This window comes from Roseburia hominis (genome assembly GCA_040702975.1).
In the GTDB taxonomy this organism is placed as follows: Bacteria; Bacillota; Clostridia; order Lachnospirales; family Lachnospiraceae; genus Allocoprococcus; species Allocoprococcus hominis_A.
This window is the reverse complement of record CP159990.1, coordinates 2,859,692-2,882,579: the sequence shown is the minus strand read 5'-3', so window position 1 is coordinate 2,882,579 and position 22,888 is coordinate 2,859,692. Positions and strand designations below refer to the sequence as shown.

Genomic DNA, 22,888 nt, shown 5'->3' with positions numbered 1-22,888 from the left:
ATGGCAAAAAAGAAAGATAAAACTTATCGTGCTGGTGCTTATAAAAGACTGTCACAGGATGATGGCAGAGGTGAGGTAAGCAACAGTATCATCAACCAGACGGAACTCATTAAGGACTATGGTAAATCACACAGCGATATTGAGATCGTTGCAGAGTATGATGACGATGGTTATTCGGGGACGAACTTTGACCGCCCCGGCTTCTTGCGGATGATGGAGGATATCAAGGCAGAGAAGATTGACTGCGTGATCGTCAAAGATTTATCCCGTTTCGGAAGAAACTATATTGAAGTAGGGAAATACATTGAGCGTATCTTTCCGTTTATGGGTGTCCGTTTCATTTCTATCAATGACAACTATGACAGTGAAGGGAAAAAGGATGAGTCAGATTCCCTGATGCTCCCCTTTAAAAATCTGGTAAACGACGCTTATTGCCGGGATATTTCCGTGAAGATCAGAAGCCAGCTGGATATCAAGAGAAAGAAAGGGGAATGTATCAGCGCCTTTGCAATCTATGGATACCAGAAATCCCAGGAAGATAAGAACAGGCTTGAGGTGGATGAGTATGCCGCCGGGGTCGTGCAGACGATATTCCGGATGAAGCTGCAGGGAAGCAACCAGCAGAGGATTGCGGATTTTCTGAATGATAATGGTGTCCTGTCCCCGTTGGAGTATAAAAAATCCATCGGGCTGAAATATTCCACCAGTTTCAAGATTCATCCGGTTGCCCTCTGGTCGGTCAATGCCATTAACCGGATTCTGACAGAGGAGGCTTATACTGGTGTTATGGCACAGGGAAAGACAAGCACTCCAAACTATAAGGTCAAAACACAGATAGCAAAAAAGCCGGAGGAATGGATCAGGGTAGAAGGCACTCATGAAGCGATCATTGGGTTCCGTGATTTTCAGACCGTACAGGAATTATTAAAACGGGATACGAGGACAGCGCCGGAACAAAAGGAGCTGTATCTGTTTTCCGGTTATCTGTTCTGCGGGGATTGTAAGAACAGCATGGTAAGGAAGGCCGTGCCATCTGGCGGAAGAAAATATTTTTATTATGTTTGCTCCACAAACAAGCACAAAAAGGGATGTTCCAGCCACTCGGTCAGTGAAAAGAAACTGACGGACAGGGTGTTCCGTGTCATACAGGACCAGATAGAGACCGTCTGCCGGATGGATGAGTTTCTGACGTATATTGACACGCTGCCGGAGCATCAGAGGACAGTTTTTAATTATGACGCACAGATGGAACAGCTGCAGCAGGAAATACAAAAGTACAGGCGGATGAAAATGAAGCTGTATGAAGATCTGAGCGATGGCATTATTGATGAAAAGGAGTACCAGGAATACCGTGGCAGTTTCTCAAAGCGCATTTCAGAAAAGGAACAGGCGCTGGAACGGCTGGAGCATGAACGGAAAGAAACCGTAGAGGGTAACCGGAGCAGTAACCTTTGGATTCAGGAATTTAAGAAATACCGGAATGTGCCGGAGCTGAACCGGCAGATGGTTACTACACTGGTGGATAGGGTCATGGTCTATGAAGAAGGGAAAATGGAAGTTATGTTCCGGTACGCAGACGAGATGGCCATGCTTCTGGCAAAGATAGGGAATTACCAAAGTAGTTCAGAAATGCCGGAGCTTGCGCTGGCACAGTAGGAGGGATGTACGATGGCAAGAAAGAGCAGAAAACAGGAAACGGCTATGATAGCGCCATTGGCAAATCCAGAGGATAGCATTTATCTCTGCGGCATTTACGGGAGGCTTTCTCTGGTAAACAGCGGCAAGCAGGATGAAGGAGATTCCATTGAAAACCAGCTGAGCATCTGCAACCGGTTTGTGGACGGACAGCCGGAACTGCGACTGGCAGACACCTATGTTGACAATGGGAAAAAGGGGACAACCTTTGAACGACCGGAATTTAACCGGATGCTGGAGGATATCAAGGCAGGAAAAATAAACTGCATCGTGGTAAAAGACCTTTCCAGGTTCGGCAGGGATTATCTGGAAGCAGGTGAATATCTGGAGAACATATTTCCTTTTATGGGAGTCCGCTTCATTGCGGTGACGGACGGGTATGACAGCCTGCACAGCAGCACGGATGAGCGCACCATGACGGTTCCGTTAAAAAATATGATTAACGAGCTGTATGCTAAAGACCTGTCCCAGAAAATCTGTACCAGTATCCATGCGAGGATGGATAAGGGGGAATTTCTTCCGGGGCGGCTGTGCTATGGGTATATGCGGTTAAATAAAGGTGACCTGACACTGGTTCCTGATCCGGTAACGGCTCCCTATGTGAAGCTGATGTTCGAGCTTCGTTTAAAAGGATACAGTTACGAAGCGATACGCAGACATCTGGATGAAATCCATGCGGTAACGCCGAGCCAGAGGAAAGCACAGCAGGAAGCGGGAAACTCGAAACAAAAGGTCAGCGAATACTGGTTTTCCACCGGAATTTCAGACTGCCTTTCCAATCCGGTTTATCTGGGGCATCTGGTTCATGGCAAAGAACCAAAGGCGTTATATAAAGGGCAGAGAAAAAGAAAAGAGGCAGAAAGGTCGGAGTGGAAGATCATGGAGTATATGCACGAACCTCTTGTAACACAGGAAGTCTTTGACAAGGTGCAGGAGATCAATGAAGCCTCCCAAAAGAAATACCGGGAAAGTCATAAAAATGTAAGACCTTATGAGAATATTTATCGTGGCATTCTAAAATGCGGGGACTGTGGCGGTTCCATGCAGCTAGGAAAATTGGTATCTCAAAAGACAGGGATAGTAACCAGAGTATTCCGCTGCGGGAGGTACAAGGAGACAGACCGCAGGGAGTGCAGTATCCATACGATTAAGGAAACCGTACTGCATGACGCTGTGCTTGCACAGATAAAATTACAGATTCAGGTGATGGCAGATATGGCACACAAAGTAAAGTGTGGAAGTAATGACGGTGGGATTGAAAGTGTTTATGAGAGCAGCAGAAGCAGGATTGCAGAACTGACAAAAAGAAAAACCAGAGTTTCCAGACTGCGTGAAAGCCTGTATGAAAATTTCTGTGAAGGAATATTAAATGAGACAGAGTACCGGGAAATGAGGGCAGATTATCTGGAACAGGAAAATATTCTTCAGAATGAAATTGAAAAAGCAATGGGACAGAAACTGCAGATAGATACCTTTCTCTCAAAAACAGAGGAAACGGCGGCGGTGTTTAAAAAATTTTCCAGAAAGAAAAAGCTCGACCGTGTGATGCTGGAAGCACTTGTACAGGAAATCAAAGTTTTTGAGGATAAGCATATCGAAGTGGTTTTCAAATTTACAGACACTTGTCAGACTTTTTTGAAGGAGATGGAAGAAGATGAAGTATAAACAGGTTTTGGCATTTTATATCCGGCTATCCCAGGAGGATTTGTTTAAGGCGAATGGAGAAATGGATGAAAGTGCCAGTGTCAGCCATCAGCGTGACCTGCTCTGTTATACATACAGCAACCGGCAGGATTTGTCCGGATATGATGTGATTGAATTTGTGGATGATGGCTATTCCGGTACTAATTTCAACCGCCCTGCTTTCCGGAAAATGATGGAGGAAGTAAAGAGGGGAAAAATCCAGTGTATCATGGTAAAGGATTTTTCACGGTTTGCCAGAAATTTTCTGGATGCAGGGGAGTATCTGGAACAGATTTTCCCGTTCCTGGGTGTGCGATTTATTTCGGTCAACGATCACTATGACAGTGACGCAAAAGAGGGAACTGCCGGAGACTGGGATGTTGTGTTCAAGAACTTCCTTTACGATTTATACAGTAAAGACCTGTCTAAAAAGATAACGGCAGCAAAGAAATCAAAGGCCAGAAAGGGGGAGTATTTAGGAAGGGCACCGATTGGGTATGTGCGGTCTAAGGAGAGAAAGAACCAGCTTGAGATCGAGCTGGAAGGGGCAAAGATTGTGCGGTTCATTTTCGATATGGCGCTGTCGGGACATACCATACCGGAGATCGTGAAGATGCTCAACCAGTCGGAGATACCGACACCGGGAACGCTGACAGAGAAAAAATATAAAGGCAAGCGGATGATGGTGCGGAAAAACACAACGGTGATCTGCTGGCAGTATAACATGGTGTGGGGAATTTTAAAGAACCAGGTATATACGGGAGCATGTGTCAATTTCAAACGGAGCAAGACAGCGCCATGCGGCACCCACACAAAAAAGAATGAAGTGGAAGAACAGGTCATTGTGCCGGACTGCCATGAGGCGATTGTGACAGAGAAAGAATTTGAGCAGGCGTTTGAGCAGTGCCGCATAATGAAGGGGAAACGAAATAAGAAAGACGATCAGTATCGGCTCAGAAGAACTGTTTTGAGTGGCTTTTGCGTATGCGGATACTGTAACCGGACTATGCACTATGAATACCGGAGAAGCTTGCCGGATATCTTTTATTGCCAAACAACCAGACATGCGGATGTGCCGGTGGATGAAAACACCTGTGACTGCCGGGTGTATGAAGTTGACAAGATAAACGCCGCTGTGCTGAAAGCCATAAAACAGATCGGGGAACTGGCGGAGAAAAAATATTGTATCGTAAAGCGTGATAACAGTGGTCAAAAGGAGGCTGCTGCAAAGCTGGAACGGGGAATCGGCCAGCTCCGGCAGAGGATTTTACAAAAGAAAACAGAAAAGCAGGACTGTTATGAACGGTATATCATGGAGGAGGCTGACCGGAATCAGTATCTGGCTGTAAAGCAAGCCTGTGATGCAGAGATTGAAGCGGCAGAGAAGAAGATCGCTGAATTGAGTAAAGAGATGGCAATGCAGGCAGAGGTGGATGACGAGCAGTTGAAAGAACTTGAAAATATTTCCCTGTTTGCAAGAGAATCGGCGCTGACGAAGGAAATGGTTGAGGCGATGATAAAGGAAGTGAGAATATACCGGGATGACCGGTATGAGATTATCTGGAATTTCAAAAACTGTATATTGAACGGTTGAGATGAGTGTCGGACAACTTTTTATGGTGTCCGGCACTTTTTCTGTTTTCAGTTATAAAGAAATAAGATATAATCAAACTAAAACTTAAACCAGTTAATGGGGAGATCGTCTATGAATATTTTACATTTGTCAGATATACATTTTGGTAGAAATTATGAATGTTATAGAATAAAAGAGGAATTTAATAAAAAAGATCAAATTTTGGATGAGTTGATCGAATGCGTAACGGATTTGAAGGCGTTTAAACCGGAACATATTGTTGTAACCGGAGACATTGCTTGGCATGGAAAGAAAAAAGAATATGATGAAGCATTAATATGGTTCTCAAAATTGTTACAGGCGACAGGTTTAACAGGAAAAGATATTACTTTCTGTGTGGGTAATCATGATGTAAACCGTGCGTATGCGAGTACCAATATGAATTACACGGACAAAACGATACAAGCGATTGATGAGATTTATGATTTTAGCCATGTGCATGAAATGGAACCGCCTATTTATGAATATGACAAGTTTTGTGAAAAATTGGGCGTTGAACCGTTTGCATATCCTTGCGGTAATAAAATTGAATATAGCTATAGTGTAGGGTATAAAGATGTGAAATTTTCATCGGGAAATGTAATAAGATTTGTTGCTTTTAATACAGCTTTACTATCTTTCATACCAGAAATCTCAGAAGATAAAATGTGGATTGGGCAGAGACAAATTCAAGAACTTATGCGGTATGGAATAATACCAGGAACAGATGTACATTACACTATCGCATTGTTTCATCATGCTGAGCGATTTTTACATCCAAATGAAATATGCGAATATGATGGCAGACCAGCAACGCTCAATTTACTTAGAAAAAAGGTTGATTTAATTTTATGTGGACATACGGAAACCGGAGGGAAACCCGTGTTTCAGCGTCAATTAGGTGGAGGTATGATGTTAACTGCTGGTGCAGCTTATTATAATGACACGCATCCTAATGCTTTTTCAATATTGGGTATTGCAGACAATCAAAAGGAAATATTTATAAATCCTTTTACATATCAAAACGGATGGAAATCATATGATATAGAAAAAGAGCCTACAGAAATCAAAAAATTATGTGAGCTACCAGCTTTAGGTGAAATCAAAGAAGAGTGCAAATTTGTCCTCAAATCAGATGATAAAAAATATGAAATACCGCTTAAAAGAGTATCAGTTTATAGTTATATAAAAGACGGTGTACCATATGTCAGATTAGATAATCGAAAAGAAGTATTGCGCTATTTAGATATTTGTTGCGAAGGACCGATGAACGGAGGTACAACAAATGTTCCTGTAATGTTAGCTCCCAAAATGGAACGAAACGTTCGGGCAATGATAGAACGAGAAGAATATTTTGACTTTATGGTAAAAAATATGACTGATGAACATAGTACTGAATTTTACATTGAAAGTGAATCAGGTGTAAAGATTATTTCAGGGTCAAGATTAAAGGGAACAATCGAGATGGATAATGATTCTCTTGAAATGCTTAGAAAAATTGAAAAAGTCGAAAAATTCTTTGATATTAAATTTTACAGACCGGACAACATCTATGAGAGAGATTATGCACAAATTGAGGTGTTAAATGAGCTGATTGAGGCCGGCTATACCGAGAAGATTCCGTTGGGTAAGAATGTTATATCAAATTTTGACAAGTTAGAAGAGATACAGAAATTTTATGAAAAAGCAAAGGTTGAAAATGCGTTCTGTTTGATATATGAAGGCCTTTACGAATGTGAGCTTTTTGGGGTTAAGTTTGATATAGGAAGGGTATTAATCATAGCTGGAAAATACCATGTGGATATAGAAGATGTGAAGTATAAAGTAGATACATTTAGAGAGGGTGATTCACGACAGATTTTGTTTAAAGCATACGAAGATTTTCGTAGTTATTTTGTTATTGATAGCGAAAAAGCAAAAATGAAAGTTATTATGGAACCAGAATATACTCCATTTTCTGTGAAAAAATTAAATCTAAAATTTGGCTTTATTTATGAGAAAGCTGAAAAGAAAAACTAATGGAATATGGAATAATAAAAGCATCGAAGCTGCTTCAATGTATCTGTGAATATGGATGATATTTTAGATTTCTTAAATCCTCTGGAAAAAATCCGGAGGATTTTTAAGTCCATACTTGACATTAGCAGATGAAAACATCTATGACTGCCGGGTATATGAAGTTGACAGAATCAACGCCGTTGTGCTGAAAACCATAAAATAGGTCGGGAAACTGGCGGAGAGAAAAATATTGTATTGCAAAGCGTGATAACAGCGATCAATAGGAGGACGCTACAAAGCTGGAACAGGAAATCGGTCAGCTCCGGCAGAGGATTTTGCAAAAGAAAACAGAAAAGCAGGATTGCTATGAATGGTATATCATGAAGGAGGTTCACCGGAATCAGTATCTGGCTGTAAAGCAAGCCTGTGATGTAGAGATTGAAGCGGCAGAAAAGAAGATCACTGAAATTGAGTAAAGAGATAGCGATGCAGGCAAAGGTGGATGTTGTACAGCTGAAAGAACTTGAAAATATTTCTTTGTTTTTAAGAGAACCGGCACTGAAGCGTAGCGTCGGTAGTGCTTTTGGGTATTTTGCATTATAAGTTTGAACTACAGTATTTTTTGCTTGTAAATATTTACATTACATAGTATACTATTATAGACGTATTATGTTTTGGGGAGGAAGGTTATGCAGCGAAGAGGGAGAAAACTTCTTCACTTTTTTGTGTGGCTGAGTATTCTTTTTTTGTTTTTATTTAGTGGGCAAGGTATTTATGCAGAACAACAAAAAACAGAATCTGAGCAAATCGAGCAAAATAATGAAGTAAATAGCGAGGGGCATCCAGAAACTAATTTTCAGATTCCCAATATACTTAAAATTATATTTGGAACATCAGTAGTAGCAGCAATAGGTAGCCTAATTGGAATAAAAAACTATTTTGATGACCGAAAATGTGATTTGGATAATGTCTGTATTGAACTTTTAGATGAGAAACCCGATAATATTGATGATTATACCGTTTTAGAGTGTGGAAAAATCACAAAAAATAATGAAATTATAGAAATTGGAGAAGAAGATTACCATTATTATGACATTTCCATAGTCATCAAAAGAACACCCAAAAAGAAAATAGATTATTTAGCCATAAAAGAGCTGATAATAGAGATGAATAGTTATAGAATTATCTATATTCCTAAGGAAGAAAAACGTTTTGATTATAAACTTTGTAGTGAGCATAGAGGAAAAGAAAAATATTCGATTTTGATGATTCCTCCAACAGCAAGAAAAATAGAGCATTACGATAATTTAAGTGCTGCTAGTATTTTTGAAAAACCTCACAATTTCAAGATGTATATATCTTATTTAGTGGTTGCAAATTGGAGATTTTTTGACAATTTCATACATCCCGAGCCACGAATAATATTGTTTGAGAAAAAGATATATGATACGAATAATTCAGAAATAAAGCCCATAGGTTTAGAAAGTAAATCGATACGAAAAGGAAGATTAAATAATGGATAAAACGAGTTATAGGAATAAATTAGTGAGCGTTTTGCGTGATGATGTCTTCTGCGAGCTCATGAATTTTTGGAAAAAGGTTGAAGAAAGTCAATATGACTTTAAGATCTTTGTTTCAAAAAAATGTTATGTTTTATATAAAGTTTGTATGCCATTATTTGATTTTTCTTCATATGAACCTTGCATAAAAATAACAGATACAGCAATACCGTTATATTCAAAAAAAATGAAAAATAAAACTGTTCTTATTCTTGATGATGTATTTATACATGGAAGAACTTCAATGAGAATAAATAGAGAAATCAAGCCATATGCTAAAGAACTAAAATTTTATGTATTTGCTAAAAACACTAATCAGGGAAAGAAGCAGGATGTTAGTACTAAGCAAATTAATGATATTATTGAAAATTATCTTAGAAATAAAGAAGTTTCTGAGAGTATTTTTGATGAACAATTTTATGAATCTTTTTTTGAAATTGGGGCTAAAAGTCGGAAAGAAAGAAAAAAAGAAAACAATTTAATTGAACAAAGTAAAGTTGTACAAGGGCATATTATTTGTAAAGATGAATTCCAGTGGAAAAGGATTTCAGATTTGATTATGAAATCTATATGGAGCGTAAACATGCCTTATGTTTCATACTTACCTACTTTTACCATAGACAATCCAGAAAAATTATGCTCTTTAAATTGTATAGAACTTAATAGCCGTAGACAGGAAACCTTACATCAGTTTTTTTCATATTATGTTCGGTCAAGTGAAAATGAGAATGCTATTATTCATTATTGCTTTATTATTTCAAAAAATACTTTTACAGAAGATTGCAAACTTACTCCTATGGTGTTTTTCGATTGTGAAAATACAAGTATTAATAAAGAATTTATCAGAAAAAGTTTAAGGATAATTTATGGTGAGAAGGCAGATAAATTATTTAGTATTTTTATGGGAGATACAAAGAATCAAAGTGGATTAATTTCTATGCTTAAATATCTTATTTTTAATGTAGGATATTTATCTTCTATGAGATTATTTGCAGAGCAGGGGATAAGAAGGGAAGAATATGATATCGATTATACAAATGCTAAGTTTAGTTTTGGAACTGAAATAATAAATTACTTAAAAATAATGGAACAAATTCTGGATAAAGATGATGTATTAAACAAGATTGAAAAGTGTGAAATTAGGAACTTAAACAATCGTAAAAAGAATAAGATAGATCAAGAGATGGAAGGAAAACTTTTATTTGGGTTGGAAGAAGCTTATGAAAGCATGAAAAAATGTTGTATAGAAAAGGATTGTCTTCCTGTGATTGATACCTTAGCGAAATATTTTAAGTATAATAACAGATATGATGAGGAAAATGTTTATAAATTACAACAAGACAGTTTTGTGAGAGGATTAAAATTTTCAACGATAAAAGAATTTTTGAGAGAAAAAAAAATTAGCAACGATGATATTATTTTGGGCTTAATGTATCAATATAATTTAGGCGCTGCTACGATTGATTTCTTATATGATTATGATGTTAATGATAATCTTAATGGAATTAATATGTATTGGAGATCAGGAGAGCAGTCATATAAATGTATAGCGCATACATATGTCTTGCTTGTATATTTTCAGAATTTGTACAATAGAATGTTTGATAAAGTGATTGCAGAATTCTTGTATGATATACTGATGGAGATAGCTGAAGCAAATTATTCTCTATGGAATATCCCTTTTAATAAAAAGGATTTTGAAAAATATTGTGGGCTTAAAGATGACATATATGATGCGTTTGATATTCAAGAATATTGTGAAGATAAGGAATTTAAATATTTAGGGTATCTAGGAGAGCAAATAGAGCAATTTATTTTGTTTGGACATTTACAAGATGCATGTAATAATGATAAAATAAATTTTAAGAAGAGTCTATTTGAATTTCTGAAAAAAAGGACAAATGGTGAGACATTATATTATTGTGAAAAAATACTATAAATGGAAGGTTTCGAAAGAAATTGCTCATGGAGATTAAAGAACTGTTAGAAGAATTTGAAAAAATATATATCAATAAATGTTATGAGGATACCAATAAAAAGTGCTTGGCATTAGATGAGCAGGAATTTGCTATTATACAGATGTGCTTAGAGATCCTTGAAAATAAATTAGGGCAGTTCAACAAAGGTAATTATAAAACTAAAGACTTATTTGTTCTTCTCGTGGATAGTCCACTTAATGGAGAGGAATGTAGTGATAGAATAGTTGAGAATCTAAGCTTAAAGGTGAAAATGATTAAAACTACTCCTGGTTATGATTTTGAGACTGCGCCAAACGTTTTATGGTTGTACTATGCTCTGCTTATATTATATGCCAATGAAGATGCTACAATAGAGCATAATACAACCATAAAATCAAAAAGAAATTATTTTAAAGTATATGCGTATGTTTCGTGTATTTGTCCAAAAGTGTTTTGCCCATTGCTTTTTAATCAGATATATATTTTTATGAAAAGGACGAGTGAACCGCAGGATATTCGCATTTTAAGAGAATATTTTATTGATACAAAAGAACTGTGGAAGGGTTACAGTGAGCTATTGCAATTAGATAATAGAAATCTTGTAGTTGGAAGACTCCATAGTCAATTTCGTAGAAAAATGGGTGGAGATACTGAATTAGTAAAAAAAATAAATGAGATGGATCATCTACATAGCCGTGGATTTTTGGCTTTTAATTACAAAGGAAGAGAGCCTGCTGAACAAAATAGATTAAAAAGGATTATTCATGGAATTGAGTATTTTGAAAAGTACTTAAATTTTTTTGAAATAGAGTTGGTAAGGTATGTAGATAATACGGATCATTTATATGAAGATATGAATGAGATATTGTTATATGCAAAAAAGATTAAAGAAAGAATTTGCGAATTACTTACTCTTCAAGAAGCGGTTCCCGATACTATTGACAATGATTTTTGTGATATAGGAGAACTAATATATCAGTTTGAAAAGTACTGTGATGGTTTAATTACTTTAATAGCTTTATAATACCTAAAAATAAAACGAGCTACTGGCATAGTGTCAGTAGCTCATTTTATCGTCATAGTAGTTTCTAATCGTAAATTTTTTGATAACGTATAATTATTTTGATAGTGTCAATAGTTTTGTTTTTCACAAATTTTTTTAGTCTTTACTTGACATTAGCAGACGAGCCTACGGGAAATCTGGACTCCGCCACCACGATCGAGGTGATTGGCCTTCTGAGGGCGAGCTGCCGGAAATACAACCAGACCATATTGATGGTCACTCATAATGAGGCCATCGCGCAGATCTGCGACAGGATCATTCATATTGAAGACGGAATGGTATCACAGGGAATACGTCTGTTTCCGGGAAAGGACGGTGACGGCGTATGCTAAAACTGGCGTGTAAATATATGAGGTATTATAAAAGCCAGACATTTGCGATTCTGGCAAGCATCATTTTAACAGCCGCCCTGTTATCCGGAGTCAGTTCACTGATGTACTCAAGCCAGAGGAGCAATCTGGAAAACAATAAGGCCATATATGGGGACTGGCATTACTATATTGATGCAGGACCAGAGCTTTTAAAGTCGGTACAAAGCGGTGAAAAGGAGGCGGGATTTTGTATCGAACAATGCGGGAGAATGGAGATCAGGGATATGGCAGTGGAGCCTTATCCGATTTCCTTTGTAGAAGCCGATGAATCATACCGCGAAATGACGCACCGCGAGGTGACGGAAGGAACCTATCCCACAGGGGAAAATGAGATTGCGGCAGACTACTACACGCTAGGGAATCTTGGATTTTCCGGAAGTGTCGGCGATACGGTGCAGATAAATGGAAAAGACTATCTCCTGACAGGAATTATAAAAAGTGCCTGGGCTTTGAACTCTGACGAAATGGAGATCTTTGTGGGAAAGGATTTCAAGGGACGGGGGAGTCAGCCGTTTTTATTTTTGCGGTTTGATGAAAAAGAAAAATTATACAGGCAGTTAGATGCTTTCCAGCAGAAATACAGAATTTCCGGTGACGCTGTTACGGCAAATGATGAGGTCACTGAGTATCTTGGCGGCGAACAGCCGGATGGCATCGCAGAGATTATAAAGTTTGCGCTGACGAACGAGAATGGGAATTTTACCTATATTGTATTGAAATTACAAAGTGAATATAATCTGGCTTTTAACGGCATGCTCCTGCTTCTTTGCGGGTTTAGTCTGTTTATCATTTACAGCATTTTTCACATTTCCGTTTCAAAAAGAACGGCGGAGTATGCGGTGATGCAGACGCTTGGAATCAGTGAAGAGCGAATTTGCGGGACGCTGATTTTAGAATTGTGGTTATTATTTCTTGCCGGCTATCCGGTGGGGTGCCTGCTGGGAAATGGAATTTTAAGTCTGTTTTATGGGCAGCTGAGCCACATTTTTTCGGCAGGAACAGCCGGAGAGGGAACCCGGCTGTCTGAGGCAGAGCAGATATTTGCTGGAAACGGCGCGGGAAGCGATGTGTTTTGTGTGGCCTGGAATGCGGTGGGCATTGGATTCATTTTCCTGCTTGCGGCGCTCTTTGTCGTCGGGATTGCCGTGGTGCGTTCCATGCGGAAACAGTCGATCCGTGAGGTCATGGGCGGAGATACTTCTTTTGTAAAAAGAAAGAGAAGGATTTACAGCCTGCGAAACGTGAGCCTGATCAATGTCGTGGTAAGAAAATTTATGTTTTCCAACAAGAAGAAGGTGGTTGGAATTCTGCTTTCTTTGTCGATAGGAGGGTGCATTTTCCTCTGTACCACTTATATGGTGGAGAATCTGAAGATTCATGCGGAAATGTCGCTGAAGTCAGATGATGGGCTGGGATCGGAGTATAAGATTTCCGTCAAATCGAATGTTCTGGCGGATACGATTCCGGAGGCGGTAGTGGACGAAATCAAGAGTATGCCTGAATTATCACAGGTCTATGCGACGAAATACCTTTTGGGGGAGCTTGTGATTGGCAAGGAAGAACTGGAATGGAAAGAATATTTTGAGGAGCCGAATAAAGATGCGTATTTCCAGCAGCATTTTGGAGGTATTTGCGTAGAAAAGGAAGATGGGGCCTATGGGATCAAGTATGATGTCTACGGTTATGATGACGGGCTTATGGAGCAACTGCAGGAATTTGTGATCGAGGGGGAGATTGATCCGGTCGAGCTGGGAGAAGGAAATAAAATCATAGCAGTGGCCAATCAAGATGGTCAGGGAAATTATAATTTTTACGGAAAACATGTCGGCGATCTGGTCACTTTGAGAGTCCCCAGAGAACGGAACTGTTCGGAAGAAGTCCTTAAATTTCAAAGTTCTGAGGAGGAGTACATTACCGGAGAGTTTGAGATCGCGGCAATCGTGAGTCGGGCTCTGGCCAAGGAGGAGAACTATCTAAATCGGAACTCTTGGAGTAATATGCCAAGTGTTATCATGACGAACCGGCAGATGAGCAGTTTATATGGACTCGAAGATTACAGCTTTGTCAATGCTTCTCCGGCAGAGGCAGCCGAGACGGACCAGGTGAGCGGGAAATTGCTGGAAAAGATCGGGGACGTACCTAAGGCGGTCCTTAAGGACTATACCACTGCAATCCATACGCAGAAGCAGTATCTGCGCCAGCAGCAGTTGTTTTTCACCGGAATCGCAGTGATACTGCTGGTGATCAGTTTGTTTCATATCATGAATAGCATGAATTATTCGATACTTTCCCGCAGGTGGGAGTATGGAATTATCCGTGCGATGGGGATAACGGATATCGGATTTTATAAGATGATACTGAGAACGGGGCTTCTGTATGGACTGCTGGCAGATGTGTTTATTTTCCTGATTTATCATATGGCGCTTCGGAGGTTTATGGATTATTATATGGCTCATGTGGTACAGTTTTTGCACTTTACGGCGCGGGTCCCGAACGGCATCATGGCGATGGTCATGCTGTTGAACCTTTTGATCGCAGTCTGTGCGGTTCTGGTCCCCGCGAGAAGGATCGTGAAATCGAATGTGATCCGTGAGATTGGAATGTAGCATCTTTTCTTATTAAAGCAGGTTCGGGAACATCAGGAAGAAGGCGGCAGCTCCGCCCACTGCGTAAATTCCATTGACGACAGTGCAGAGCTGCAGCCATTTACTTTTCGTATCATCTTTGCGATAGACGAGAAGCGTGAATACCCCTGAAAAAATCATAAATGCGGCATAGCAGGAAATCATGATCTGGGCCACGGGCGTTTTGAGCGCCCAGTCGAAGGTGCGGAGGGGCAGGATTGTCCAGGGAACAAATAGCATGATCGTACAAAGTATCATATTCAGTTTCTTTTTCATCGTGAGTTATCTCCTTTCAGCGTAACCAAATTTCATACATGAGAGTATGAGACTTAATACAGTGATAGCAGCGGCCACGGGTATCCAGGGAAGCCACTTGATCCGGGCCTCGTAAAATCCGGCTGCGGCTTTGCCGTATTCTGTCATCAGCACATAAAAGGGGTAGGACATAGGATAGGCGGGCCATAGTTTCGTATTGATCACCAGCACGGAGGGGACGATGGAGGCAAGCCCGATTCCGGCGGAAAATATGGGCGTCTGGATCAAGGTGGCGATGAGCCAGAACACAGCGGCCATGGGAAGCGCCGCAAGATAGAGCCCGGCTACTACGCGGCATACATAAAGCGGCTCCAGCGCGAAGGCGTAATCCTGCATTCGGGAAGCTATAGTGGCGCAAAGATAATAAGCCCCGATGCTTATGACCATCTGCGCGGCAGCCAGAAGAAGAATGACCGTGAATTTGGCAAGGCAGAGCTTTGCGGTGCTTACCGGGAGGGAGAGCATTTTCAGGATTCCATTTCCGCTTCGCTCCGTTTGGGTCAGAAGTACCGTGCAGATGACCAGGGTGGCAGGAATCATGAACCATACCATTCCCATGAATCCCTGGATAAAAAAGTTGTTTTCCGGCTTGATCGGAATATCCCGGACGTCGAAATTCATAGATGCGTTCAGGACGCTTGGAAGCCACATTAGGAATACGGGTACGATCAGAATCCATGCTATTTTAGAGCGCCGGATTTTTTTCAGTTCGACGCCGACGAGTGAAAAGTAATTCATGAAAAATACCTCCTGATTCTTTGTAATATGAGCGCTATCGTTCCAAGGAACAGAGTCTCGATGCCGCATGCGGTAAGAAACCATATGGTTTTTCCTTTTTCCTGCACCGAGGGGAGTGTCTGGTAGGGCGAGCTGAACGGGCATAGGGGAAGAATGGAATTGTCCTGTGGCAAGATGGAACATAAAAATACCAGCACAACGCCGATTCCCAGCGAGAGCCACATGTTTTGGCAGGCGGAAGCGATGAGCAGCATCAGCAGAATGGTCGGCAGCATCATAAGGAATGCGAATCCGGCGTACCCCGCCAGCTTCGTAAAGTCCGGTTCATAGCCGGGGAACCAGTATAGTGCACACCCGGTAAATGCCGCCGTCTCCAGCAGGATCATGACGGCGCTGAAAATGAAGGCGGTGATACATTTTCCCAGGAAAATGGTCTCGGGGCGGACCGGGAGGACGTTCATCTTCTGCACACCGTTATTGGCGTATTCCGTGTGGTACATGATGCAGGCGCCGCAGACTGCAAGCAGGATATTCAGCATCGCCATCATTTGCCAGTTTGCATCGGTCAGAATGGTAAGCGGATCCTGGGGCAGATGAAGATACATTTCCTGCCGGAATGCCATGTTTGCGATGGGAAAAGCAGAGGCCAGAAGCCCTCCGGCAAGGAAGGCCGGGACATATCCGGTTCTTCTTAGTTTGCTAAATTCTAATCTTAGTATCATCTGATGGCACCCCGCTTCTGATTATCCTCGTCGATCATGGCGAGGAAGGTATCCTCCAGGTTATCCGTGGGAAATCCGGCGTGGTGGGCCGTCGTCTTTAGCTCCTCCATGGTGCCTTCAAAGAGAAGGCGTCCGTGATTCAGGATACCGATATCATCTGCCATCAGTTCCACCTCCGGGAGCAGATGGGAGGAGACCAGTACGGTGCAATCATATTTCTGAGGAAGCGATTTGATAAGCGTTCGGATTTCGTGGATTCCTACAGGGTCCAGGCCGTTTGTCGGTTCGTCCAGGATCAGGATAGGCGGGCGTCCAATCAGGGCGCCGGCGAGGCCGAGACGCTGCTTCATGCCGAGGGAATAATTTCTTGCCAGACGACGCCTGAACTCTGTCAGAGCGACCAGCTCCAGCGCATCATCTACACTGCTTTTGGGGAGCCCGAGGATCTTCCGGATAATGTCCAGATTCTCCTCGCCGGTCAGATTGCCGTAGAAGGCGGGGGCCTCGATGAAGGAACCGATTTCCTTTAATATGGCGACCCGGTCCTGGGGATATTTTTTGTGGTCGATCAGAAAGCGGCCCTCCGTAGGCTTTGTGAGGCCCAGGAACATCTTCATGGTAGTAGATTTACCGGCTCCGTTCGGCCCGAGGAAACCGTATACGCTGCCTTTTCGGATATGGAGATCCAGATGGGAAACGGCGGTGAAGGTTCCGTATGTCTTGGTCAGATTCCTTGTCTCAATGATATTCATGTCTAAAGTTTCCTTTCTTTTTGTTTGGTTTGTGCAAAGAGGCAGGCCGGGGGCGGCCTTTCGCTTTAGCTGATTTAAGTATAGAACGTGAACCTTGCGGGAACCTTCCGGCTGCCTTACATTTACCTTACATTTGGCGAATTTGTGGATTTTGCTTTGCGGTATGTGGTATTCTTTTATAGAGGAGGCCTGGTGACATGGATTACGACTATCTAAAAAACAAAAAGATTCTCCTGGTTGACGATGAAGCGGAGCTGCTCCTCATGGTGCGCTCCATTTTAGAGCAGGACGGATATCGGAATATAAGGACGGCGTTAAGCGTAGCGGAGGCGCTTGCGGCCGGGAAGGAGTGGAAACCGGATTTTGCCATCCTGGACGTGATGCTGCCGGACTCCGATGGTTTCGGCCTGCTGGCAAAGCTGCGGGAATTTACGGATATACCGGTGTTGTTCCTGACCGCCCGGGGCGAAGAAGAGGACAAATTCCAGGGGCTTGGCATGGGCGCAGACGATTATATGGTGAAACCGTTTCTCCCGAGAGAACTGACGCTTCGTCTGGGAGCAATCCTGCGCCGGTGTTACAAGAATGAGAATCCGGTGGTGCAGTTATCTGCCAGCCGGATTGATTTTGCGCGGGCACAGGTGACAAAGAATGGAGAGGAGATTTCATTGACGGCGAAGGAGCATGATATTTTGATGGCGCTCTACCGGAACGCGGGAAGGATTGTGACGATCGATCAGTTGTGCGAGGCTGCATGGGGAGATAATCCATATGGATATGAGAACTCTTTGATGGCACATATCCGGAGGATCCGGGAGAAGATTGAAGCAAATCCGTCAAAACCGGAGTCGCTTCTGACGGTCAAAGGGCTTGGATACAAGCTGGTCCTGGAGGAGAGGGTATGAAAAGTACATTCAAATTAATTCGGCGGTTTATCCTGATTTTGATGTTGTCCCTGATCGGGCTGGTGGTTATAAATATTGTGCTGCTAGTCGGACTGACCTACCGCGATAAAAGCAATGCGGGCGGCTGGAAGGCGGCCGGGGAAGTGGCGGAGCAGCTTACAGGGTCTGAAGCAGACGGATTTTCCCTGACAGACGAAGGACGGAGCATACTTAAGGAAAGACAGGCGTGGGCAATTCTGATCGAAGACGGCACGGGAAACGTAATCTGGAACAGTGACGATCTTCCGAAGGAAGTACCGCTTCACTATTCGGCGGCGGAGATTTCCTGGTATACCCGGGGGTATATTGCAGACTATCCGACTACGACTGCAGCGCGTGGAGAGGATTTGCTGGTTTTAGGATATCCAAAGGACAGATACTGGAAGCTGATGTATCCTACCTGGGATTATCATGGCATTGTAAATACCCCGAAGAAGGTTTTGGTTTTCCTGGTGGTGAACTTACTTTGCATCATTTCGATTTACCTCATAGCGACCTCCGGAGTGTTACGTCAGGTTAAGCCAATCGTGGGCGGAATTGAGGCGTTGCCGGAGGGGGAGGCGGTCTATATCAGGGAAAAGGGACTTCTGTCGGATCTGGCCACTGCCATTAACCGGGTGTCGGAAAGGCTGCGGATTCAGGAGAGGGAATTACAGAAAAAGGAAATGGCCCGGACAAATTGGATCGCCGGGGTGTCCCATGATATACGGACGCCGCTTTCCATGGTGATGGGCTACGCGGGGCAGCTGGAGGAGGACCTGTCGCTATCCGAAGAGAACCGCAGAAAAGCCGGGGTAATCCGTCAGCAGAGTATCCGCATGAAAAATCTTGTGAATGATCTGAATCTTGCATCGAAACTGGAGTATCATATGCAGAGCATAAGGCGGGAAATGTTTAACCTGGTCGCGGTCGTGCGAAGAGTGGTCGTGGATTTTATCAATGCAGATCTGGAAGGAAAATATCCGATAGAATGGAACACGTCAAAGGATTTGGAGGCGTGCATGATAGAGGGGGACAAGGAGCTGATTCGAAGGGCAGTGAATAATCTTATTTTAAATGCCCGGATACACAATCCTAAGGGGTGCAGGATTTTTGTGGAATTGAAAGAGGATGAGCAGAAGGCTCATATTTATATAGAAGATGATGGAGTTGGTGTGACGGAAGAAAAACTGGAGGAGATTCAGAATAAGCCGCACTATTTGATGAATCAGGGAAGCATGAATAAGCAGAGGCATGGTCTGGGGCTGCTGATTGTAAAACAGATTGTGGAGGTTCATCGTGGAAGCGTTTGCTTTGGACAGGGAAGAGAGGGAGGCTTCCGGGTGCAGATCAGTTTGGAGAAAGGACGAGGATAGAACATTGAAAAATATACTGATAGTAGAGGACGACACAAATATCAACAACCTATTAAAGGAAGCCTTGACGAAGTCAGGCTACTCCTGCGACCAGGCATTTTCCGGTACGGAGGCCGGGCTGCTTTTGAAAATGAATGCATACGCGCTGGTTCTCCTGGACCTGATGCTGCCCGGGATTTCAGGGAAAGAGGTCTTAACTCAAATCCGGGAAAAGGGCAGCATTCCGGTTATTGTGCTGACTGCGAAAGATGGGCTGGATGAAAAGGTAACTCTTCTTACAAGTGGCGCAGATGATTATATCACAAAACCATTTGAGATTCAGGAGGTACTTGCGCGGATTCAGGTTCAGCTTCGCCATGCGTCCAAGGAGCCAGAGGAACATATTTTGTCATTCCGTGATCTCACACTGAACAGGGATACTTTTCAGGTTCGTATCGGACAGGAAGTCCTCCCGAAGATCACAAAACAGGAATTTGCGATTCTGGAGCTGCTTCTTAAACACCAGAAGCAGGTATTTAGCAAGGAAGATATCTTCGAGTATGCCTGGAAAGAACCCTATATGGGCGAGACGAAGACCCTGGATGTTCATATCAGTAATATCCGTAAGAAGATCAAGGCGGTCACTGAGGAAGAATATATTGAGACCGTATGGGGAATCGGCTACCGTCTTCACACGTAATCTTTACTCTTTTTTTACTTTTTATTTGCGACTTATTAGGACTTCTTCGGTATGATAACAGCAGATAAGAAAAAAGGAGATGACACAGTATTGAGTGAGATATTATTGAGTACAAAAGGACTTACGAAAAGGTACGGACACCATAAAGCGGTAGATCATGTGGACCTTCACATAAAGCGGGGAGCAATTTACGGCTTTATCGGCAGAAATGGCGCCGGGAAGACGACGTGCCTGAAAATGATCAGTGGGCTGGCAAAGCCGACAGAGGGTGAAATCGAAATGTTCGGGTACAAAGGAAAGGAACTGAGGCAGATACGTTCCAGAGTGGGCTGTCTGATCGAAGCCCCCGGATTGTACGGAAATATGAACGCATATGACAATCTGAATATCAAATGCAGGCTGCTCGGAATCCATACCCCCGGGTATGTCGAGGAGATTCTGGAAACGGTCGGTCTTTCTGATGTGGGAAAGAAGAAAACGAAGCATTATTCTCTGGGAATGAAGCAAAGGCTGGGAATCGGTCTTGCCCTTGTCGGAGAACCGGACCTTCTGGTACTGGATGAGCCGATTAACGGGCTGGATCCGCAGGGAATCGCAGAAGTGAGGGATACGATCCAGAAATTGCAGAAGGAGCGAAATATGACAATCCTGATTTCCAGCCATATTTTGGAGGAGCTTTCCAAGCTCGCAACGGATTACGGTATTATTCATAATGGAAGTCTTTTGCAGGAAGTGACGCAGGAAGAGCTGATGCGGCGCTGTGGGGAAAGAATCGAGCTTACGGTTGATAGGCCGGGGGAAGTGGTTCCGGTGCTGGATCGAATGGGATTTAGCGAGTATAAGGTGGTGGATAAGGAGCATATTCACATTTATGAGCGGTTAAATGAAAGCACTACGCTGAATATGGAGCTTGCAAGAGCCGGAATTCCGATTCGGGGAATCGCTGTGACCAGCGAGGAACTGGAGACCTATTATCTGAATCTGACAGGAGGTGCAAGTCATGCTTAATATGCTGAGAATGGACCTGTATCGTATGTTCCGTACAAAAAGTCTTTATGTAATCTGGATCGTTATGGCTGTCATGGTGATTGTAACGACCTATCTGTCAAAAACAGACTATGATATTGTAACGGTGGAGAACAAGCAGGAAGGGCAGGCGGAGCAATCGGGGCAGTCAGGACAGGAGACGGAGCCTGTCAACCTGGGAATGAGTGTGGAAATTCCGGTAGAGCCCGGAGAAAAGCTCACCTTGTTTGATATTTTCTACGCCAATGCACAGGCAAAATTTATAGCGTTGTTTTTGGCGATTTTCGCAGTGATGTTTTCGACGGCGGATATAAGCAGTGGTTATATTAAGAATATTGGAGGGCAGGTCAGAAACAGGGGACTGCTGATTATGTCTAAAGCAGTGGCGCTGGTGGTATTTACGATACTGTCCATGCTGCTGTTTGTGGGCGCACTTGCCGTAGGAATGCGGATCTTTTTTAGAGAACTGCTATGGGGAAATGTGGGTGATTTTCTGATATATTTCGGGATACAGCTATTACTGCATATCGCATTTGTGATTCTTTGTATGACTATTGCGGTCGTACTTCGCAATAATGTGGTCAGCATGGTAATTGTGGTCTGCCTGAGCATGAATATCATGGTTGTGCTGTACAGTGCAATCGATAAATGCTTGCAGCAGTTGGGAAGCAAGGAGTTTCAGACGATTCAGTACACATTAACGGGCAAGATCAGTTTGCTATCCATGGCGCCCGGCGGCAAAGAATGTGCCGGTGCCCTATGTGTAGCGACGGTATTCGGGATTGGCCTGCTTGCACTTTGCAGCCTGATTTTTAAGAAAAGGGATATATAATATATGTATATAGTGCTGGGAATCTTGTGTTTTATTATTATTTTACAGGCGATGGCTTTGTGGAAATATCAGCGGCAGGTGAAGGACATCTGCCGCCAGTTGGCGTTTCTGATGAAAAATGACAGCAACATGCTCGTGACGGGAGAGATTAAAGTAGGCGGAATCGGGAAACTTATGGATATTCTCAATACGTTTTTGGCGATGAGAAGGGCGGAAAGAAAAAAATATCTGGAAAAAGAGCGGGTGATTGCGGACACTTATACGAATCTGTCCCATGATATCAGAACGCCGCTTACGTCGTTGGACGGTTATTTTCAGCTGCTGGAAACCTGTGAGGATCCAGGAGAGCAGAAGAGGTATTTGGGAATTATCCAGGAAAGGATCCAGAGTCTGAAAGCGATGCTTGAAGAATTATTCATGTTTACAAAACTGAAAAATGAGTCTTATCAAATGGAATTGTCCAGATGCTGCCTGAATCGTATTTTGAAAGAGACGGTTTTTTCTTATTATGACGAATGGTTGAAATGGGGGATTGAGCCGGAGATTCGGATTGCTGATACGCCTTTCTATATAGAAGGAAATGACCAGGGATTAAAACGCCTGATTCAGAATGTCATCAAGAATGGCCTGGATCACGGAGAACAGCAGATTCGAATTGAACTTTTTGGCAAAGAGGAGCAGGCAGTTCTAAAAATAAGCAATCAGACCAGGAATCCGGAAGAAATTGATGTATCTCAGGTATTTGAACGCTTTTATAAGGCAGATCCGGCACGAAGCAGGAATTCAACAGGTCTTGGACTTTCTATTGCGAAAGAGCTGGCGGTACGAATGGGTGGGACGATTCGTGCGGGATTGGTGGGGAAGGAGTTCTATGTGGAAATAAAGTTTCCTTTTGAAATGGGTAGGTAATAAATTAGTTGAAATCAAATAGTATTGTATTGCTTGCTAATTTTTTTGTGTTA

The 22,888-nt window shown here is 42.5% G+C and carries 20 protein-coding genes and 1 pseudogene; 17 read left to right on the top strand and 4 right to left on the bottom strand.

Annotated elements, in window-relative coordinates; all coding sequences use genetic code 11:
- The 11 genes and pseudogenes from ABXS75_13320 (at position 1) to ABXS75_13270 (ending at position 14,545) form a co-directional block, all read left to right on the top strand.
- A complete protein-coding gene (locus ABXS75_13320; GenBank protein XCP84048.1) occupies positions 1-1,656 on the top strand; it encodes a recombinase family protein in 1,656 nt (551 codons plus the stop codon).
- Positions 1,657-1,668: 12 nt separating this feature from the next.
- The gene (locus tag ABXS75_13315; GenBank protein XCP84047.1) at positions 1,669-3,360 is read left to right on the top strand and encodes a recombinase family protein; all 1,692 of its coding nucleotides are present in this window, start codon (positions 1,669-1,671) and stop codon (positions 3,358-3,360) included.
- On the top strand, positions 3,350-4,972 hold the full coding sequence (locus ABXS75_13310; protein ID XCP84046.1) for a recombinase family protein: 1,623 nt from the start codon (positions 3,350-3,352) through the stop codon (positions 4,970-4,972). Before ABXS75_13315 ends, ABXS75_13310 begins: the two co-directional genes overlap by 11 nt.
- Before the next feature lie 111 nt (positions 4,973-5,083).
- A complete protein-coding gene (locus ABXS75_13305; protein XCP84045.1) occupies positions 5,084-7,009 on the top strand; it encodes a metallophosphoesterase in 1,926 nt (641 codons plus the stop codon).
- 314 nt (positions 7,010-7,323) lie between these two features.
- A complete protein-coding gene (locus ABXS75_13300; protein ID XCP84044.1) occupies positions 7,324-7,464 on the top strand; it encodes a hypothetical protein in 141 nt (46 codons plus the stop codon).
- Positions 7,457-7,591 (top strand): hypothetical protein, encoded by a 135-nt coding sequence (locus tag ABXS75_13295; GenBank protein ID XCP84043.1) that lies wholly within the window; start codon positions 7,457-7,459, stop codon positions 7,589-7,591. The genes ABXS75_13300 and ABXS75_13295 overlap by 8 nt, the downstream gene beginning before the upstream one ends.
- 86 nt (positions 7,592-7,677) lie before the next feature.
- On the top strand, positions 7,678-8,511 hold the full coding sequence (locus tag ABXS75_13290; GenBank protein ID XCP84042.1) for a hypothetical protein: 834 nt from the start codon (positions 7,678-7,680) through the stop codon (positions 8,509-8,511).
- Entirely contained in the window at positions 8,504-10,486 is a 1,983-nt protein-coding gene (locus tag ABXS75_13285) for a hypothetical protein (GenBank protein ID XCP84041.1), read from the top strand. The genes ABXS75_13290 and ABXS75_13285 overlap by 8 nt, the downstream gene beginning before the upstream one ends.
- A 26-nt stretch (positions 10,487-10,512) precedes the next feature.
- Positions 10,513-11,529: a hypothetical protein gene (locus tag ABXS75_13280; GenBank protein ID XCP84040.1), complete on the top strand. Its 1,017-nt coding sequence runs from the start codon at positions 10,513-10,515 to the stop codon at positions 11,527-11,529.
- A 152-nt stretch (positions 11,530-11,681) separates the two neighbouring features.
- Positions 11,682-11,900, top strand: a pseudogene (locus ABXS75_13275) (ABC transporter ATP-binding protein).
- Positions 11,901-11,917: 17 nt separating this feature from the next.
- Entirely contained in the window at positions 11,918-14,545 is a 2,628-nt protein-coding gene (locus ABXS75_13270) for an ABC transporter permease (protein ID XCP84039.1), read from the top strand.
- A 12-nt stretch (positions 14,546-14,557) separates the two neighbouring features.
- On the opposite strand, the gene ABXS75_13265 is transcribed toward ABXS75_13270, so the two are convergent.
- From ABXS75_13265 to ABXS75_13250, 4 genes are read right to left on the bottom strand one after another with little or no spacing between them, the layout of a single operon-like run.
- Positions 14,558-14,839 carry a hypothetical protein gene (locus ABXS75_13265; protein ID XCP84038.1) on the bottom strand — a complete coding sequence of 94 codons (282 nt, stop codon included), beginning with the start codon at positions 14,837-14,839 and terminating at the stop codon, positions 14,558-14,560.
- Between the two features lie 6 nt (positions 14,840-14,845).
- On the bottom strand, positions 14,846-15,616 hold the full coding sequence (locus ABXS75_13260) for an ABC transporter permease (protein XCP84037.1): 771 nt from the start codon (positions 15,614-15,616) through the stop codon (positions 14,846-14,848).
- On the bottom strand, positions 15,613-16,338 hold the full coding sequence (locus tag ABXS75_13255; protein XCP84036.1) for an ABC transporter permease: 726 nt from the start codon (positions 16,336-16,338) through the stop codon (positions 15,613-15,615). The genes ABXS75_13260 and ABXS75_13255 overlap by 4 nt, the downstream gene beginning before the upstream one ends.
- Positions 16,335-17,090 carry an ABC transporter ATP-binding protein gene (locus ABXS75_13250; protein XCP84035.1) on the bottom strand — a complete coding sequence of 252 codons (756 nt, stop codon included), beginning with the start codon at positions 17,088-17,090 and terminating at the stop codon, positions 16,335-16,337. Before ABXS75_13250 ends, ABXS75_13255 begins: the two co-directional genes overlap by 4 nt.
- Before the next feature lie 197 nt (positions 17,091-17,287).
- Between ABXS75_13250 and ABXS75_13245 the strand changes: the two genes are divergently transcribed.
- The 6 genes from ABXS75_13245 to ABXS75_13220 are packed head-to-tail and all read left to right on the top strand — an operon-like array spanning position 17,288 to position 22,835.
- Positions 17,288-17,995 (top strand): response regulator transcription factor, encoded by a 708-nt coding sequence (locus tag ABXS75_13245; protein ID XCP84034.1) that lies wholly within the window; start codon positions 17,288-17,290, stop codon positions 17,993-17,995.
- The gene (locus tag ABXS75_13240; GenBank protein ID XCP84033.1) at positions 17,992-19,389 is read left to right on the top strand and encodes a HAMP domain-containing sensor histidine kinase; all 1,398 of its coding nucleotides are present in this window, start codon (positions 17,992-17,994) and stop codon (positions 19,387-19,389) included. The genes ABXS75_13245 and ABXS75_13240 overlap by 4 nt, the downstream gene beginning before the upstream one ends.
- A 4-nt stretch (positions 19,390-19,393) precedes the next feature.
- Entirely contained in the window at positions 19,394-20,068 is a 675-nt protein-coding gene (locus ABXS75_13235) for a response regulator transcription factor (GenBank protein XCP84032.1), read from the top strand.
- A 51-nt stretch (positions 20,069-20,119) separates the two neighbouring features.
- Positions 20,120-21,076 (top strand): ABC transporter ATP-binding protein, encoded by a 957-nt coding sequence (locus ABXS75_13230; protein XCP84031.1) that lies wholly within the window; start codon positions 20,120-20,122, stop codon positions 21,074-21,076.
- Positions 21,069-21,926: an ABC transporter permease gene (locus ABXS75_13225; protein XCP84030.1), complete on the top strand. Its 858-nt coding sequence runs from the start codon at positions 21,069-21,071 to the stop codon at positions 21,924-21,926. The genes ABXS75_13230 and ABXS75_13225 overlap by 8 nt, the downstream gene beginning before the upstream one ends.
- 3 nt (positions 21,927-21,929) lie before the next feature.
- A complete protein-coding gene (locus ABXS75_13220; protein ID XCP84029.1) occupies positions 21,930-22,835 on the top strand; it encodes a HAMP domain-containing sensor histidine kinase in 906 nt (301 codons plus the stop codon).
- Positions 22,836-22,888: the final 53 nt, after the last annotated feature.